Source organism: Peribacillus sp. NPDC101481 (assembly GCF_044767165.1).
Lineage (GTDB): Bacteria > Bacillota > Bacilli > Bacillales > DSM-1321 > Peribacillus.
On sequence record NZ_JBIWNJ010000001.1, the window covers coordinates 158,252 to 175,394 of the forward strand.

Here is a 17,143-nt window from a genome sequence, read left to right on the forward strand (position 1 = left end):
CTGTACTCCAACTCTTGCTGTCATATACATTCCCCTTTCAACACCGAAATTTAGTGAGTGTTTACTTACCTTTTTTAATTACAAAAGTAAAGAATATTTAATTCAAGCAATATGTATTTATATAGGGTTTTGAGCTTTCAAAAGTAAAGCTGTCCTATTAATAGGACAGCTTCATTTTTTAACAGGTTTTCAATTCGGCCTTACTTATGGATGTCTTCACCATTTCAATGAAAAGCTGCATAAAACGATCATCACCTGTTAATTCTGGATGAAACGCACTAACGAGGACATGGTCTTGTCTCGCAGCCACTACATTCTCTTCATAAACAGCCAATACTTCTACACCTTCTCCAATTCCATCAGCAAATGGCGCCCGGATGAAAACTGCCTTATAAGGAGTTTCCATTCCTTTGATTGATAGTTCAGCCTCGAAACTATCCTTTTGACGTCCAAATCCGTTCCTTTTCACGGAAATGTCCATTAGTCCAAGATAGGCCTTCTCATCGCCAGTCAATTCATTGGCCGCCAATACCATCCCAGCACATGTACCGAAAATTGGCTTTTTATCTTCGAAGAAAGTTTTGACCGGTTCCATAAATCCATAACGATCCATTAGCTTCCTCATCGTCGTGCTTTCTCCGCCCGGAATGATCAAACCATCGATTTCAAGTAACTGCTCCGGCTTTTTTACTATAACTGCTTGTTCGCCGGCAGCTTTGATTTGATTCAAGTGTTCTTCAACCGCTCCCTGTAATCCCAAAACACCGATAGTTATCATATTACCATCCACGTTCCTGCATCCGTTCTGCCGGAGCTAGTTTGGAAATATCAATTCCTTTCATTGCACTTCCTAACTCTTTGGACAACCGGCCAATCAATTCATAATCCGTGAAATATGTAGTCGCTTGAACGATTGCGGAGGCGAATTTTTCTGGAGTTTCAGATTTAAAAATACCAGACCCAACGAAAACGCCATCTGCTCCCAATTCCATCATCAATGCAGCATCTGCTGGAGTGGCAATTCCGCCGGCTGCAAAGTTAACTACAGGCAATTTACCTGTGCGTTTGATTTCTCTTAAAATTTCATAAGGGGCTCCAAGATTTTTTGCCTCTGTCATTAATTCATCATCACTCATGATGCTCACTTTGCGAATTTGTGACTGTACCTTTCTCATATGACGCACAGCTTCCACAATATTACCTGTTCCTGGTTCTCCTTTTGTACGAAGCATTGATGCTCCTTCACCAATACGGCGCGCAGCTTCGCCTAAATCACGGCAGCCACAAACGAAAGGTACTGTGAAATCACTTTTTAGAATATGGTATTCTTCATCCGCAGGAGTCAGCACTTCACTTTCATCTATATAATCCACTCCCATTGATTCCAGGACCCTTGATTCAACGATATGGCCAATCCTTGCTTTAGCCATGACCGGGATGGACACTGCATTCATTACTTCCTCGACAATTCGCGGATCTGCCATTCTTGCTACGCCGCCAGCCGCACGGATGTCGGAAGGAACCCTTTCCAATGCCATGACAGCGACAGCACCAGATGCTTCTGCGATTTTTGCTTGTTCTGCGTTAATGACGTCCATGATCACGCCACCCTTTTGCATTTGTGCCATTCCTCTTTTTACTGTGTCAGTTCCTAATAATTTTTCCATTTTTTTCTTCCCCCTAATATTTGCATTTTTTAGATTTGTTAGGCTTAGTATAAAAAAGAGTTGACCGCATTGAAAGTGTCAGTTTTAATAAATTTAATGGGGTCAGTAAAAATTTATCAAAAAGGTGGCAACAAAATGAATATGCTTTCTTGCGATTTAAATCGGTTAAGTGAAGTACCTTTGTACGAACAATTATATTCATATATTAAAAAAGAAATCATTGAAGGCCGTCTTCTTTACGGCACAAAACTGCCTTCCAAACGGAAATTGGCAGAGTTCCTGCAAATAAGTCAAAATACTGTGGAGACTGCATATGAACAATTGACTGCTGAAGGATACGTTGAAGTCATACCAAGAAAAGGGTACTATATTCAAACATTCGAGGATTTAGAGTATACACAAACTAACGAAGTATCAGTGGAACAAATCAATCATAAAGAAGGGGAATTACTATATCATTTTCATCCCAGCCAAATTGACACGGAACATTTCCCATTTGAAAAATGGAGAAAATACATGAAAAGCAAAATCGATGAATCACATCAAGATCTTCTATTACTTGGGGATTCTCAAGGGGAATATGAATTACGATGTGAAATTGCCCATTATTTGTATCATGCACGTGGTGTACAATGTGTTCCAGAACAGATCATCATTGGTGCAGGAATGGAAATTTTATTACAGCAGCTTGTCCTGCTATTCGATAAAAATGCCATCTATGGTGTTGAAGATCCCGGGTATCACTTGATTCATCGGATTTTACGCAGCTACCCAAATGAAGTCCATCCACTGCAAATTGATGAAGAAGGCGTAAAGGTGAACCAAATTGAAGATTCAAACATCGACGTTGTATATGTCACTCCCTCACATCACTTCCCCAATGGGACAATCCTATCCGTTAACAGACGGACGCGATTGTTGAACTGGGCTCAAGGGGCAGCAAACCGCTATATTATCGAAGACGATTATGATAGTGAATTTCGTTATAGTGGAAAAACAATTCCTTCCTTACAAAGTATGGATGCTGGTGATAAGGTGATTTATTTAGGGTCATTTTCAAAATCATTGATGCCATCAATTCGGATCAGTTATATGGTTCTTCCCGCTCCATTGTTACAAATGCATCAACAGGAATTATCTTTTTACCATTCAACCGTTTCACGGATTGATCAGCATGTGTTGACACAGTTCATGAAGGAAGGGGATTTTGAAAAGCATTTAAATCGGATGAGGAAAGTGTACCGTCGGAAGTTGGAAAAAGTCATTGATCTATTTAAACCCCATCAACAAATAAAAATCATTGGAGAGCGGTCAGGATTGCATATAGTCCTCATCGTTAAGAACGGCATGGATGAACAGACACTTATTCAAAAGGCAAACGAAGACCATATTAAAATTTATGGATTATCAACATATTCAATCGAGAAAATTGACGAACATCCTCCAAAAATTATATTGGGCTTTGCAGGGATTCCTGAATCCGAATTGGAAAAAGCCATTCACCTTTTATTGAACTCATGGGGTTTATAAAGAAAAAAGAAGCTCACTTTCGTGAGCTTCTTTAAGCTTGTCGATAAAATGGGATTCGGAAAGGTCTCATTCTGGTTCCTTTCATGATTTTAAACAAGACTTTTATTTGGAATGAAACCATAATGGATTGAACACACTCTTGCCGAATGACTGGTTAGCCGCGAGGAGGCTGGGCAGGAAGGCTCGGGGACCGAAAAATGCGTTGACGGTCGAATAATGTGTAGTGTAGGTCGAATATATTGCGTGTAGGTCGAATAAAGCACGGTGTAGGTCGAATAATGCACGGTGTAGGTCGAATAAACTGCTTTGGCTAAAAAAACTGCAGGCAAACTCGCTTTTCTTCGTGTTTGTCTACAGTCTGATTAATTAACTCTAGTGAATCTTTAACTTTTAGATAAATACTGTTCCATCATATCCTTTGGTACCATGCTCCCGCCGGTCGCCCAGATGATATGTGTGGACTGGTTCATTTTATCCACCAGTTTTTGGTCCATGAGATATTTCTTTCCTTCTGCAGCTTTAAAAAGTTGTATCGGACCGAATGCTCCTGCGAGGGCAGATGGCTCTAAATAATGACCTTCCGTCTCTGCCATTCCCCTGAGCAGATCGAATAACCTTTTATCTTCTATGGTATAGCTACCGCTTAACATGGTCGTCATCATACGGGAAACCAATGCTGAAGGCCTTCCGACAGCAAGACCATCCGCTTCCGTCTTATTATCGATGCCAAAGTCCTGCACCGAGATTTTGTCATGAAGGCCTGTCATCAATCCGAGCGTCATGCTTGGTGAATGTGTCGGCTCTGCAAAAAAACAATGTACATTATCTTCAAAGGCTAGCTTGAGCCCATATGTAATACCACCGGGCCCGCCGCCGACTCCGCATGGCAAGTACACAAACAAAGGGTGATCTTCGTCTACTGGTATGGACATATCTTTCAGTTGTTTCTTCAGGCGCGTTGCAGCTGTTGCATAACCTAGCAGTAGATCCATTGAATTTTCATCATCAATAAAATGGCAATCGGGATCAAGTAATGCTTCATTACGGCCTTCTTCTACAGCTTTACTATAATCATCATCATATTCCTTTACAATGACTCCAAGACTTGTTAATTTATCCTTTTTCCACTGTTTGGCATCTGCCGACATATGGACCGTTACTTTGAATCCCAGCTTAGCGCTTATTATTCCAATACTCATTCCTAAATTGCCGGTTGAGCCGACTGCAATCGAATATTTTGAAAAAAGCTCTTTGTATTCATCACTTGCAAGTACCCCATAATTATCAGTCCGTTTTAATCCACCATGCTTCATTGCTATTTCCTCAGCACGTTTTAAGACCTCATAAATACCTCCGCGAGCCTTGATGGAACCTGATATTGGTAAATGACTGTCACATTTTAGCAAAAGATTCCCAGCCATTTTAGTTCCATAGGATTTTTCCAAGTTTTTTTGCATGGAAGGAATCTCGACTAGTGGTGATTCAATGATCCCCTCCAGTGGTTCGGTTTCTGGAAAGGCTTTAATTATATAATCGGCAAATCTATTTAATCTTTCTTCAGCAGATTTAACTTGTTCAGCTTGGACGATTGGGTTTTCTTGCTTGTTACCGTAATCTGGATTCGTCCAGAAGACTTCGTTCATCTTTATCACATTATTAAGTATAGGATCCTTCGCTTTCCAATCCATGATCGATAAGCCTGCGATTTTATGCATCTCCACAGCAGTCCCTCCCGGAAATGTAGTTTTCATCATCTACTATAACTCAACAAACAGCAATAAAGATTACAATTTTCACTTTTTTACGAATAATCAGCTTAGAAAGTCAAATTCACTTTTAATTTCCCACGCACACTATTAATAAACCAAATTTCCTCAGCGTTATTAAGGTCAGCTTTTGAAATGGGTTTTTCCTTGATCTCCTTCTTCCTGATCAGGTCTTGACGAAATGTTCCAGCAAGCAGACCTGCTTCCACCGGAGGGGTATAGAGGTCACCATTTATCTTCACCACTACATTTCCGTTCGTGAATTCCGTTATGAATCCTTCTTCATTCCAAAGCAAAACATCATGGAAGTCAGGATTATTCATTTGAAATCCTTCATATACATCACGATTGGTGGTCTTATGAAATAGAAATGGATTTGCGCTTGATATTGGAGTTTCAGCCAAGATTGCCGTAAATTCTGAATCAAGGGGCTTGATTGCTTGTCCAGAGACTTCAATTTCACCATTTTCATGAAGTAATACCCTCACCTTTTGTAACGTCCCTTGATTCATATCCGCATACTTTTGGAGTTGATCTCTAAGATTCAATTCAGGGAACCGGTAATCGAAGTAATCAGCGGATTGTTTCATCCGATCGATATGATCAGTCAACAAATAATATTCGCCATCGCTGAGCTTCATTGATTCCAATAGTTTGTAAGCTGGCCTTTCCACCGTCAATAATTTGGCTTTTAAAAAAGCTTCGTCATATTCTTCCGATAGCTCGGAATCCCAAGTGATTCCCCCGCCTACCCCATACTCGGCTTTCCCAGTTTCGTTATCGATCACGACCGTACGAATCGGCACATTAAAGATTGCTTCGGATTCAGGTGTGATGAACCCGATTGCACCGCAATAAACATCACGTGGTGAATTCTCGATATCAGCGATGATTTCCATCGTTTTAATTTTAGGTGCCCCTGTTATCGATCCACAAGGGAAAAGGGCCTTGAATATATCGATGATTGTTGTTCCTGGATTCGTATCGGCCGTAATCGTGGATGTCATTTGCCAAACAGTCGGATATTTTTCAATTGCCTTTAGCTGTGGAACCTTGACGCTTCCTGGTTCTGCAATCATTCCCAAATCATTTCTGAGCAGGTCAACAATCATGTAGTTTTCAGCTTGATTCTTTTCCGAGGCTGCTAACCAGTCTGCATTAAGCTGATCCATTTTCAGTGTCGTTCCCCGCTTTACCGTTCCCTTCATTGGCCGAGTAATCAGCTGACCATCTTCCCAACGGAAAAACAATTCGGGTGAAGCCGATAGGATTCGATGTGTCCCCACATTCAAATATGCACTATAGTTTGAGCGTTGAGCTCTCTTCAAACGATCAAAAAAAGCGAAGTCATCTCCTTCGAACCTGGATTGTAAACGCATCGTGTAATTGACTTGATATGTATTGCCTTTCTCGATTTCCGATTTTATCCTTTGAAACCCGGAATGATAGTTATGTGAGTCCGTTTCTGATTGCCATTCAGCTAAATTAAAAGCCCCTGTCATTTTTTCAGGTAATTCTTCTTCAGGTTTATCGAAAATCCCGAACCATAATAATGGCATTTTGGCTCCATCTTTTACTTTAAAAGATTTTTCAAAAGCAGGTGCCGCTTCATAGGAAACGTATCCCGCTGCATAATGCCCCTGTTCTATCGCTTCCTGGACTTTTTGGAATTGGGGAATGACATCCTCAATTGTATGGGCGGTGAACACTTTTTTCGGGTTCATAAAATATAGAGGCCTGCTGTCACCTTGTTTATCTGTGAAGTGAAATATTAAGGATAAAGGATCTTCTCGTTTCATTCTTCTCTCCTGACTTTGTTTATGAAGTAAATCGGTATGTATTTTATAAAAAAGCTTGCAGACACGGAATCTGCAAGCTCATTCTTTGACACTTATTTCATTCCAGTAACTTCTGCAATGATTTCATAAGAACGAAGGCGTGCATCCTGATCATAAATGGCAGAGTTTATAATCATTTCGTCCGCCTGTGTTTCATTTAAAAATGCCTGCAACTGCTCTTTTACCTCTTTTGGATTTCCTATGATGGAAGCGTTCAGCTGCTTCATGACAATGGCCTTTTCATATTCTGTCCAAAGGCCTTCCATTGTATCAACTGGAGGAGCAAGTTGACCGGGCGTGTTACGTATTAAATTCAAGAACTGCTGTTGATAAGAAGTAGCAATCCTTTGCGCTTCTTCTGTAGTATCAGCTGCAAATACATTGACACCAACCATGACATAAGGTTTATCAAGAACGTCGGATGGCTGGAAATTATTGCGGTAACGGGCTAAAGCCGGTTGAGTATTTTCAGGGGAAAAATGGCTTGCAAATGAAAATGGCAATCCCAGCTGTGCTGATAATGCTGCACTGAAGCCGCTTGAACCAAGCAGCCAAATCGGAATATCCTGTCCTTCGCCAGGGATGGCGCGAACACGGTTATGTTTGGAATCCGCATCTAAATAACTACGGAGCTGCGCCAATTGTTCAGGAAAATCCTGACCGTTATTACGTACATCACCCCTGAGTGCCATGGCTGTATATTGGTCGCTTCCCGGTGCACGGCCCAGTCCTAAATCTATTCTACCAGGATACATTGCTTCCAATGTACCAAATTGTTCTGCGATAACGAGCGGTGCATGATTCGGCAGCATAATGCCTCCAGAACCGACACGAATTCTTTCCGTCTTTCCTGCCACATAGCCTATAAGCACTGACGTTGCAGAGCTTGCGATTCCTGGCATGCTATGGTGTTCTGCAACCCAGAAGCGATTATAATTCCATTGCTCCACATGCTTGGCTAATTCTACTGTATTTTTAAAAGCTCCCGAAACTGTACCACCTTCAACAATAGAAGCTAGGTCCAGAACGGAAAAAGAAATGTCGCTAAGTTTTTTTGCATGTTGATCAGCATTCATATCTTCATCTTCTTTCTTTCAATTATGATAAATTGGACGCAAAGCCATCATATAGAAAATGCACACAAAATGCACACAAAATGCTCGAAGGAGTTAACTGTTAAGAATTTCCTTGGCAATCAAACGAAACGAATTAAGCCTATCCTCCAACTTATGAGTGATGGTTATCAGCATGATTTCATCTGCTTGGTATTTCTCCTGAATCTCCAAAAGACGATACCTTACTTGTGAAGGGGTACCAAAAATCAGTTTTTCATGCATGGTTTTCATCAATGCTTTTTCTTTTTCAGTCCAATCATGGTTCCTTACCTCTTCTATGCTTGGAACCTGCTTTCTTTCACCATGTCCACTTTGAATTTTCCATAGTATGTTGCTAAGGGCGATTTCTTTCGCATGTTCCTCCGTTTCTGCGCAAATGGCCGAAACTGTAACAATAGTTTTAGGTTCTTTAACAAACCCTTTTGTTTGAAAGTGTTCACGGTACTGATGAAAGCTTTGAACTCCATCATTTTCACTCATGAACTCACCAAATGCGTATGCAGTTCCATTTTCAGCCGCAAGTTTTGCACTTTTCCCGCTTGTTCCCAAAATCCATGGTTCAGGCGGCACCTTTGGGATAGGAGCAGCAGAGACATTTGAAAATGGATGTTCATTCGGAAATTCATCTTTTAGAAAATTCAACAGTTCTTGAACTAGTTCAGGCATTTTGTAAACATTCTGCAGAAAATTATCGGATAATGCCATCGTTGCTTCGGCAGATCCACCAGGAGCACGCCCGATTCCCATATCAATCCGGCCAGGAAAAAGAGTAGCTAGCATATTATAAGTCTCTGCTATACGGTATGGCTTATAATGTGGAAGCAGCACTGCCCCTGAACCAATCCGGATATTTTTTGTTTGTGCACCAATATAGCTTATCAAAACCTCTGGAACGGAACATGCCAATCCCGGGAGATCATGATGTTCAGTTAACCAGATTCTGCTATAACCAAGTCTATCTCCTTCTTGTGCGAGTTGCAGTGAAGCTTGCAAGGCTTCTTGTGCTGATTGTCCTGATGCAATTGGTGATTGATCCAAAATGCTAAGTTTCATTTTGTTACCTACTTTCTTGTCTTTCGTAGCTTAATGGTAAATCATAACTATTCGAAAGTCCCCTGAAATGCTTGCTTTGTTATTTTAGTTTGCAGCCTTTAGCAAAAAATATAAGGAGTTGATTTCAAATTGGGGAGTATGGAGCTATCAATATATTCTAACGAGGTGTTTGCTTTAATATATTATTGGCGGCAGGTAGATCAAGGACTTATCACTTTATTCTATCGAGGTATTTTTAAGTATATATATGTAAATGAAGAAAAGCCCTTATTAAGGGCCTTTCCCGAGCTATTCACTTTTTTTGAATTGAGATAGTAATTCATCTGCCATGATTTTTGAATCCAAACGAGCCGCTATATATGGAGGCTGGACCCGATTATTGGACTCTACGGGCAGCCCTAGCCAGACAACTCGTTTATCCAAGATGATAAACGAAAAGGAAACAGGTGAACAAATAAATTGATCAGAGTGGATATCAGGGTTTCTTTTTGCTGAAATGATCGTCAATTTCACTGTAGGGTTTCGTTTCATTAAATATTGCTGCCATTCTTCTGACAAACTGTTCAAATCCGGAACAGCAAAAACCATCTCTAGTTTTGTTGATTCAATATCTTCCTGAAAGTCCCCCAATTTACGGGCATGCATCCATTGTAATTTCGGATGCTGATGTTTAATCCATTTTCCAATGTCTTTCTTTGATACAATCTGATCATTTTGAATTTGATGATCGACAAGCTGACGAAGTGTTTTGCTGCGATAAACGTGTTTGTTAACAAATGAAGTGTCACATACATGTACGAACTTACCCTTAGTCCTTGTTATGGCCACGTTAATGAGCCTTTCACTTTCTCTCCCTGTCAATAACATTCCAGCCCTGTTTTGCGGATAACTATCAACTGTGTCAAAAATCATCATCTCCCGTTCACTTCCCTGGAAACGGTGTACAGTTGCAGCGATGATATCCGCCGTTTGCCGTTCTTTGACATATAAGTCATCCAATAGTTTTTCCATCAAATCTGCCTGGGCACGATATGGGGCGACATAACCGATTGACCTTGCCCCGCCCTCATAAGCTTCATGAATCAGTTGAAAAGATAAAAGCAATTGCCATATATTCATTCTCGAGTGGGATGTCCGTTCAGTGATGCAATATTCCCCTGCTAAGCTAGTATCAAGCAGTGCCGCTGCCTTATTGGCAAATGGTTCCGCCAGCATTATTCCCTCCCTGCTGGTCGCAACACTTTTATGATCGCCAACAAAATTGTTATAGACGACACGATTAGTGAATGCTGAAATATCCGGATGCATGCGGCGCTGTTCCTTTAATAGGAATAAATGGGGATGAAGTTCTCCTTCTTCAACAGACTGGGCCACACCAGCGCGATGAAAAATGTCTTCCTTCAGCCAAAGTTTCACTAGGGAATCACGAGCCGAAGCAATAGGTGGCAATTGTTTGAAATCACCACAAACGATAATATGCTTGGCTAACGCTGCAGCAAAAGCCACCTGAGGTACGTATGCCATACTCGCTTCGTCCAAAATGACCAGATCATACTCCTTTTGATAAACCGTTTCATCATTTGCGGCTTTAGCCAAGGTCGTTCCGATGACTTTTGCTTCTTTTACGAATTGAACCTCTTTTTGGCGGATTTTCTCCAAGACTTTGGCCAGCTTTTTCTCTATCTCAATTAATTGATCTGTATCCCTTTTACTGAAGGACCCTGCCAAGTCATGCTTTAACAGACGTTTCTCTTCGCCAAGCTCTTCTTTTTCTTTAACTAATGTCGGTTCATGTTTACCTAATAATTGCCCTGTAACAATATCATCATGGATGGCTAGTGATTCACCGATTTGAGATCCATAGCGAAGCACATCGCCTTCTTTGAAACGATCTTTCTTTTTAATGAATGACGAAATTTCAGCCATCAAAACATCGACAGCCTGGTTGCTATGGGACAAAACCAGAACTTTTTTATCCTGTAAATAATGATTGGCTACTGTACGAGCCAATGTATAGGTTTTTCCTGTTCCAGGGGGTCCCCAAACAAAAGTGACAGGGTTGAATTTCGAGCGGGCATATAATTCTTTTACGCTGCTTTGTTTTTCAATTAAAGGATGTTTTTGCGGCATGGACGGATCCATCAGGCGCTTGATCCGAAGCCTTTTCCTTTTGCTTCTCTTGATTTCATCCAGGCGGATGATCAATTGCTCAAGCAATTCCCAAGGATCGTGGTATAAAAAGGCTTCATCGATCATATCGCCTAGCGAGCGATCAAAAACAATGATTATACTTTTTCCTTCCGATGAGAGGATTCTCCCCTCTTGCTTAATCCCTCCCCATTCCAGTCGAACGAGGGAACCGACAGGGATTTTTATCGATGAACCTGTTTCGAAATAATAGTTGAAAGAATCGCCACCTGTAAGCAGATGGCCGTTCGAAATCAGGTATTTTGTGCTGCCATATTTTTTCAAATGCAGGATTTCAAGTTGAAGCGCCTGCTGCCATTCTTTTATATAATTAACTGTCGAATTCATTTTTCACTTTCCTCACAAAATATGCCATTGAAGTACAAAGAAACTGGCCCATTGGCTAGGCTCCGAAGTAGGAAATAACGCTGTTACCAAGACTTTTTGCGCGATACCTGTTTCTTAAGCATATAAAATAAGGCCCAATCAATAGATTGGGCCTCTCCTACGCCAATGTTTTAACTATAGCATTTTTTATAAAATCATACCATGGGCTCTTTTGGAAGAAATGGTTTAGATTAGCCTTCTGTCAACTCAGTGAATTGGTCGACAAGATCGCTGAAAATCTTCATTGCGTTTTCGATTGGATCAGGTTTAGTTAAATCTACGCCTGTTTTCTTAAGCAGCTCCAATGGGAAATCGGAACTCCCGCTTTTCAAGAAGGTCAAATAACTTTCAAGTGTTTTTTGGTCCCCTGAGAGGATTTTATCAGCGATGGTGATGGCTGAAACGTAACCAGTAGCATATTTGTAGACATAAAATGGACGATAAAAGTGTGGGATACGTGACCAGCCATACTTCACTTCTTCATCGAAAATTATTTCATCTCCATTATAAGCACGAAATATTGATTCATAGGCTGTATTAAAAACCTCGGCATTTAGAGGTTCATCATTTTCAGCTTTTTCATGTACGACCTTTTCGAACTCCGCAAACATCACCTGTGTGAAGAATGTTCCTTTAAAACTATCTATGAAATGGTTAAGTAAGTGTTTTTTCTTCTGCACGTCTTTTGTAGTCTTAATCAAATGGCGAATCAAAAGGATTTCATTCACAGTGGAAGCAACTTCAGCGACAAAAATGGAATACCCAGCACTTATTTGCGGTTGATATTTTGAACTATAGAATGAATGCATTCCATGTCCAGATTCATGTGCAAGTGTAAACACACTGTCTAAATCATCACGGTGATTTAATAAAATGAAAGGATGAACACCATAAAGTCCTAAATTGTAAGCACCTGACCGTTTTCCAGGTGTTTCCCTTACGTCGATATATCTTTTTTCCTTAAAGGTTTTCAGGATTGTGATATATTCTTCGCCAAGAGGTTTCAGTGCTTCAACCATCAAAGAAAAACCATCATCGTAAGAAATCTCCTCTTTAGCGCCTTCGACTAATGGCACACTTAAATCATAGGCACGCAATTCCTCTACACCAAGCAATTTTTTTCTTAAATGAATATATTTATGCATGGGCCCGATATTTTGTTTAGTAGACATAATCAAATTATCATAAACCTCTTTTGGAACTTGATCTCCAAATAGAGATTTTTCCAAGGCTGATGGATAATTTCTTAGTTTTGAAAGATTCACATTATTCTTGATTGCAGTGGAAAGTGTGGAAGCGATTGTATTCTTCAATTGTACATATGGCTGATAATAGGCGAAATAAGCCTCTTTTCTTTTATCGCGATCATCGTCTTCAATCAATTTGGAATACATTCCCCTTGTCAGCTCTACCCTCTCGCCGTCTTCATTCGTAACCTCCCCAAATTTTATATCAGCATTGTTTATCATCCCGAACGTTTTTTGAGGTGCTGAAAAGGCTTCGCCTATTTGGGAAAGCACCTCTTCTTGTTCTTTCGTTAACACATGGGCTTTATAGCGGAAGGAATCAAGTAAATCCTCCTCAAAATATTTCAAACCCTCGATTTCATTTATGTACCCTTTTAATGTGTGTTCTTCCAGGCTCAAAAGAAACGGCATGAAAAATGCAGAAGCATTACTGATTTTCTGCCCTAACTTACCAGCCCGATCCAATAATGCTTGTGATGAGGTTACCCGAGTATCTAAATCAGCTTGCAGCATGGCAAATACATATAGCTTGTTATAAATGTACCCAAGTTCTTCACTTAATCGTAAATAATCGAACAAATCTTGAGCTGACTGAATCCGACCATCATAAGTTTTTAATTTTTCTGCCATCTTCAGGACTTCTTGATAATCCTTTTCCCAGATAGTTTGATCATCGTAAATATCCTCTAAGTTCCATGTTTCTTCTATTTTTATTTCGTCACGTGATTTAAACGTTTGCATATTATCTGCACTTCCTTTCATCCTTTATAGCTTACCCTTTATTATAATCGACTTTCAGAAAAATCTGCATAGAAAAACCAGTATGCTAAAAATACATACTGGTTTTTCTGTTTACAATTAGAATTTTGCTGCAGTTTCAGCAACTTTCGCCAATCCTTCTGCAACGATATCCTGTGAGCGATCTGGATATTGATTATGTCCCTCGATTACAACTGTTTCTGGGTTTGTTATGCCCCATAAGTTTAAATTCATCGTTACGTATTTCTCTGCCATTTCGGCAGCATCCATTCCAGGCAATGCATAATCTGATCCGCGTGCATTAAGTAAAGCCACTTTTTTACCACCAGCTAAACCGACTGGGCCTTCAGCTGTATATTTGAATGTTGTTCCCGCTTGAGCAAGATAAGAGATATAAGTTACCAATGGTGCCGGAACCGTTGCGTTCCATAGCGGGAAGGCAAATACCACTTTGTCGGCAGCAAGGAATTGATTCAAGTATTGTTGCACGATATCGGCAATCTCCACTTCTTCTTCAGTCAATTCCATGCCTTGGTTGCGTTTATATAGGGCAGTGATCGCTGTATTTCCGTAGTAAGGTAAGTTCAGTTTAAATAAATCCAATTCAGTTATTTCATCGTTACTATTTGCTTCCTTATATGTGTTCAAAAACGTTTCATACATTTTGACACTGATTGCTTGATCCGCTGGACGGTCATTTGATTTAACAAATAATACTTTAGACATTTTTGTTCCCCCAATTGTTATTATTGTATGTTTTTTTAAAAATAGCATTTAATCCATATATCTCGAATTAACTGCAATTGCTACTTTCACATTATAAATCTGAAAATCTTATAAGGCAAGAAATATGTTTTTTATTTTGCGCGCCTTTATTTTTTTATCCCGAGGCTTTATAAGCAGGACGCGAAAAAAACCGAGGAGCAATTTGCCCTCGGTTAAGTTAACTCTTTATGATGGAAGGGGCACTTACCTTTTATCGGTTCTATATCATCCCCTATGAAAAATTGTTTCCATTCATTATGATTTACATCTCCAAAGTGACTGATATCCGGATGTTTAGGAAGGTTATCCCATTTCTCCACTCGTTCACGAACCTTTTCACGTGACATTATTCCGCCTTTTTCCGTTCCCTCCAAGCCCTCAAAGATCATCCGGGGTTGGAATCCAAGTACAAGGCTATTTCCTAAATCACGCGTTTTACGCTGTTTATAAGCAGGTGCATTACCAAAGACAAAGATTGGTTCCCCTGCAAAATGATAGTCCCATAAATAATGCTCGGGATCTTTCGGCTTATCAATTGGCCAAGGCTTTTCATCCGCTTTATGTAAGTATTGCAGGATATCCCAAAACCTTTTACGGTAAAATTCTATATCACCCTCTATTGATTCAGGCTCCATAAAGACGAAAAGACCGTGCCTGATATATGGGGGTTCCTGAAATAAATCAAGAAAACTTTCCACTGCTTTTGGGAGATTGGACCAATCTTTCTGTGTGATATAAGCATAGCGAAGTTCCCCTTTATTTTCAGCTTTCATACCAAAATAACAAGGAAAGGTTTTATCGGTCACTGTATTATGGAATGTTTGATATTCCTTAATTAGCCATTGCGGCACTCGATCGGGATTTGTCATATCTTCTTTTGTTAACAAACTTGAATTAGCAGTCAGCATCATTTTTCTCCTTAAATCGTTTTATTATATGTTACCCGCTTTAAATAAACTAAAACTTCTACGGACCGGTGCACCCTATATAATTACTTCTTTATTAAAGGGATTATGACTTCCTCCAGTTCATCGGAATTCAATTAAAAAACATTCGATCTGCATGTTAATCATTTTCTCTACAATTGGATAACCTAAGAAAAAAATAGGAGTGGTGCTTAATGGCAAGGAGAAGGAAAATTCTAGTATCTGAAGCGAGAAAAGGACTCGATGATTTAAAAGCAAAAGTTGCTGGTACAAAGAATCCCGAAGAAGCAAAGTTTGAAGTGGCAAAGGAAATTGGCGTACCACTGAAAAAAGACTATAACGGTGAACTGACATCCAAGCAGAATGGAAAAATAGGCGGAAAATTAGGCGGAGGCATGGTCAAGGAACTTGTCAAGATGGCACAGGAAAACTTAGGGAAAAAACATTAACAAGATTCGATCCCGTTTGGTAGTGCTCCCCTTTAAAAGCTCATATATAGAAACTGGACTTAACACGTTGGATGGCATTAAACCATAAAAAAGCCAACCTTAACGGGCTGGCTTTTTTAAAATCAACTAATTCTCACGGGTGAAACTCTTGAAACTACTGACATTATTAATTCCTCCGACATCGGGTAATTAGTGGCAGCTGGATCCGTCCTTACTGCTTTAAGAATTCTTTCCATATCGGATTGGTTAATTTCATAGGCGCTGAAGTCAGAGGGCAGCCCAAGATCGGATAGGAAAACACGGAGCTTTTCCACCACTTTCGCTAAGGTTCTTTTTGAATCTTCATCATGGATTTTCACACTAAAGGCTTCGGCTATCAAATGGGCCTTTGGAAGATATAAATCCGGGGTTGATTCCATTACGACCGGTAATAACACAGCATTGGCCAATCCATGAGGAATACGGAATAACGCCCCATATGCGTGGGCAAAGTTATGAACCGGGATCGCATTCAATGCACTACAAAATGCAGTGATTCCCATCATGCTTCCATGAAGCATTTCCATTCTGGCCTCAATATTAGTTCCGTCCTTTACGGCCCCCTGTAAATTTCTATCAATAACTCGGATGGCCTGAAATGCATAAGCATCGGTTATTGATGTAGCCGCAGGTGAAACGATCGCTTCCATTGCATGTGTCAATGCATCTGCACCAGTAAACGCCGTAATATCACTCGGCAGTCCGACTGTTAACTCAGGATCTAGAATGGCAACATCCGAACTTAAAAAAACATTGTATATATTCATTTTTACTTTTTTATGTTCATTATATATGACTGCTATCGGAGATACTTCAGAACCGGTTCCTGCTGTTGTGGCTACGGAAATATGCGGGATATTCATGGATTGGGCTTTTGGAAAACCCTCATACAGATAGCCGCTTGGAATTGCATCTTTAATATCCGTAATTCCTTTGTATAATCCGAATTTCAATGCCTTTGCGGTATCAATGACACTCCCTCCACCGATGGCAAGTATGGCATCGGCATTCACTTCGCGTGCATATTTCAATGCTTCATTTACACATTCACTCGCTGCGTCTTGTGTAACACCCAGAAACTGTCCAACTATTTCAGCTCTGGCACCTAAATTCTCCTGATCAAAAGTTTCGGCAACTTTATTAACGACACCTGCATTTTCCAAGCCCGCATCACTTACGAGTAGAATCCTTTTGGCCCCGAGACCATTGAAAAGGTTTGGAATGAGTGAACGAGTGTTAGTGCCACTGTAAACCGAAGTCCTTAGCCAAAAATTCGATTGAGCGTTTACGTTCATACAGATCACCTCAGATATATTAGTCTATATTCTTAGATAAGGATTGTTTATACCCTGTCTCAAAGTTCCTGATGGCCATTCATTAACAAACATACTAAATAGTAAGCTTTTATCTTTTAC

The 17,143-nt window shown here is 40.1% G+C and carries 13 protein-coding genes; 2 read left to right on the forward strand and 11 right to left on the reverse strand.

The genetic code is table 11. From position 1 onward, the window contains the following. Nucleotides 1–178: 178 nt before the first annotated feature. Together pdxT and pdxS are read right to left on the reverse strand one after the other, a co-directional pair. A complete protein-coding gene (pdxT, locus tag ACIROD_RS00725) occupies nucleotides 179–778 on the reverse strand; it encodes a pyridoxal 5'-phosphate synthase glutaminase subunit PdxT (RefSeq protein ID WP_260357991.1) in 600 nt (199 codons plus the stop codon). A gap of 1 nt (nucleotide 779) precedes the next feature. Beyond that, complete coding sequence (pdxS, locus tag ACIROD_RS00730; RefSeq protein WP_101225395.1) at nucleotides 780–1,667, reverse strand: pyridoxal 5'-phosphate synthase lyase subunit PdxS; 888 nt, start codon at nucleotides 1,665–1,667, stop codon at nucleotides 780–782. Nucleotides 1,668–1,802: 135 nt separating this feature from the next. Here pdxS and pdxR point away from each other — a divergent pair, with 135 nt between their 5' ends. Continuing rightward, nucleotides 1,803–3,197 (forward strand): MocR-like pyridoxine biosynthesis transcription factor PdxR, encoded by a 1,395-nt coding sequence (gene pdxR, locus ACIROD_RS00735; RefSeq protein ID WP_402937156.1) that lies wholly within the window; start codon nucleotides 1,803–1,805, stop codon nucleotides 3,195–3,197. Between the two features lie 383 nt (nucleotides 3,198–3,580). On the opposite strand, the gene ACIROD_RS00740 is transcribed toward pdxR, so the two are convergent. The 8 genes from ACIROD_RS00740 to ACIROD_RS00775 all read right to left on the reverse strand — a co-directional run bounded on the left by ACIROD_RS00740 (nucleotide 3,581) and on the right by ACIROD_RS00775 (nucleotide 15,222). Further along, nucleotides 3,581–4,912 (reverse strand): D-serine ammonia-lyase, encoded by a 1,332-nt coding sequence (locus ACIROD_RS00740; RefSeq protein ID WP_402940048.1) that lies wholly within the window; start codon nucleotides 4,910–4,912, stop codon nucleotides 3,581–3,583. A 101-nt stretch (nucleotides 4,913–5,013) separates the two neighbouring features. Further along, nucleotides 5,014–6,762, reverse strand: a complete 1,749-nt coding sequence (gene pabB, locus ACIROD_RS00745; protein ID WP_402937158.1) for an aminodeoxychorismate synthase component I — start codon at nucleotides 6,760–6,762, stop codon at nucleotides 5,014–5,016. A gap of 92 nt (nucleotides 6,763–6,854) precedes the next feature. Continuing rightward, nucleotides 6,855–7,877 (reverse strand): LLM class flavin-dependent oxidoreductase, encoded by a 1,023-nt coding sequence (locus ACIROD_RS00750; RefSeq protein ID WP_230175897.1) that lies wholly within the window; start codon nucleotides 7,875–7,877, stop codon nucleotides 6,855–6,857. 93 nt (nucleotides 7,878–7,970) lie between these two features. Further along, nucleotides 7,971–8,969 carry an LLM class flavin-dependent oxidoreductase gene (locus ACIROD_RS00755; RefSeq protein WP_402937161.1) on the reverse strand — a complete coding sequence of 333 codons (999 nt, stop codon included), beginning with the start codon at nucleotides 8,967–8,969 and terminating at the stop codon, nucleotides 7,971–7,973. Nucleotides 8,970–9,257: 288 nt separating this feature from the next. After that, complete coding sequence (locus tag ACIROD_RS00760) at nucleotides 9,258–11,504, reverse strand: AAA domain-containing protein (RefSeq protein ID WP_402937163.1); 2,247 nt, start codon at nucleotides 11,502–11,504, stop codon at nucleotides 9,258–9,260. 230 nt (nucleotides 11,505–11,734) lie between these two features. After that, nucleotides 11,735–13,531: an oligoendopeptidase F gene (pepF, locus tag ACIROD_RS00765; RefSeq protein WP_402937165.1), complete on the reverse strand. Its 1,797-nt coding sequence runs from the start codon at nucleotides 13,529–13,531 to the stop codon at nucleotides 11,735–11,737. A 117-nt stretch (nucleotides 13,532–13,648) separates the two neighbouring features. Beyond that, on the reverse strand, nucleotides 13,649–14,323 hold the full coding sequence (locus tag ACIROD_RS00770) for an FMN-dependent NADH-azoreductase (RefSeq protein ID WP_286141462.1): 675 nt from the start codon (nucleotides 14,321–14,323) through the stop codon (nucleotides 13,649–13,651). Between the two features lie 164 nt (nucleotides 14,324–14,487). Next, nucleotides 14,488–15,222, reverse strand: coding sequence for a YqcI/YcgG family protein (locus ACIROD_RS00775; RefSeq protein WP_402937168.1), 735 nt, complete (start codon nucleotides 15,220–15,222; stop codon nucleotides 14,488–14,490). A gap of 212 nt (nucleotides 15,223–15,434) precedes the next feature. Here ACIROD_RS00775 and ACIROD_RS00780 point away from each other — a divergent pair, with 212 nt between their 5' ends. Continuing rightward, on the forward strand, nucleotides 15,435–15,689 hold the full coding sequence (locus tag ACIROD_RS00780) for an alpha/beta-type small acid-soluble spore protein (RefSeq protein ID WP_101225403.1): 255 nt from the start codon (nucleotides 15,435–15,437) through the stop codon (nucleotides 15,687–15,689). A 122-nt stretch (nucleotides 15,690–15,811) separates the two neighbouring features. Here the strand turns inward: ACIROD_RS00780 and ACIROD_RS00785 are convergent, their stop codons facing one another. After that, entirely contained in the window at nucleotides 15,812–17,023 is a 1,212-nt protein-coding gene (locus ACIROD_RS00785) for an iron-containing alcohol dehydrogenase (protein ID WP_230175893.1), read from the reverse strand. Between the last annotated feature and the right edge of the window lie 120 nt (nucleotides 17,024–17,143).

Coding starts and splice junctions, on each gene's coding strand:
- pdxT (WP_260357991.1), bottom strand. CDS start 778: ATGATAACTATCGGTGTTTTGGGATTACAGGGAGCGGTTGAAGAACAC.
- pdxR (WP_402937156.1), top strand. CDS start 1,803: ATGAATATGCTTTCTTGCGATTTAAATCGGTTAAGTGAAGTACCTTTG.
- pabB (WP_402937158.1), bottom strand. CDS start 6,762: ATGAAACGAGAAGATCCTTTATCCTTAATATTTCACTTCACAGATAAA.
- ACIROD_RS00740 (WP_402940048.1), bottom strand. CDS start 4,912: ATGCATAAAATCGCAGGCTTATCGATCATGGATTGGAAAGCGAAGGAT.
- pdxS (WP_101225395.1), bottom strand. CDS start 1,667: ATGGAAAAATTATTAGGAACTGACACAGTAAAAAGAGGAATGGCACAA.
- ACIROD_RS00775 (WP_402937168.1), bottom strand. CDS start 15,222: ATGCTGACTGCTAATTCAAGTTTGTTAACAAAAGAAGATATGACAAAT.
- ACIROD_RS00755 (WP_402937161.1), bottom strand. CDS start 8,969: ATGAAACTTAGCATTTTGGATCAATCACCAATTGCATCAGGACAATCA.
- ACIROD_RS00750 (WP_230175897.1), bottom strand. CDS start 7,877: ATGAATGCTGATCAACATGCAAAAAAACTTAGCGACATTTCTTTTTCC.
- ACIROD_RS00770 (WP_286141462.1), bottom strand. CDS start 14,323: ATGCTATTTTTAAAAAAACATACAATAATAACAATTGGGGGAACAAAA.
- ACIROD_RS00780 (WP_101225403.1), top strand. CDS start 15,435: ATGGCAAGGAGAAGGAAAATTCTAGTATCTGAAGCGAGAAAAGGACTC.
- pepF (WP_402937165.1), bottom strand. CDS start 13,531: ATGCAAACGTTTAAATCACGTGACGAAATAAAAATAGAAGAAACATGG.
- ACIROD_RS00785 (WP_230175893.1), bottom strand. CDS start 17,023: ATGAACGTAAACGCTCAATCGAATTTTTGGCTAAGGACTTCGGTTTAC.
- ACIROD_RS00760 (WP_402937163.1), bottom strand. CDS start 11,504: ATGAATTCGACAGTTAATTATATAAAAGAATGGCAGCAGGCGCTTCAA.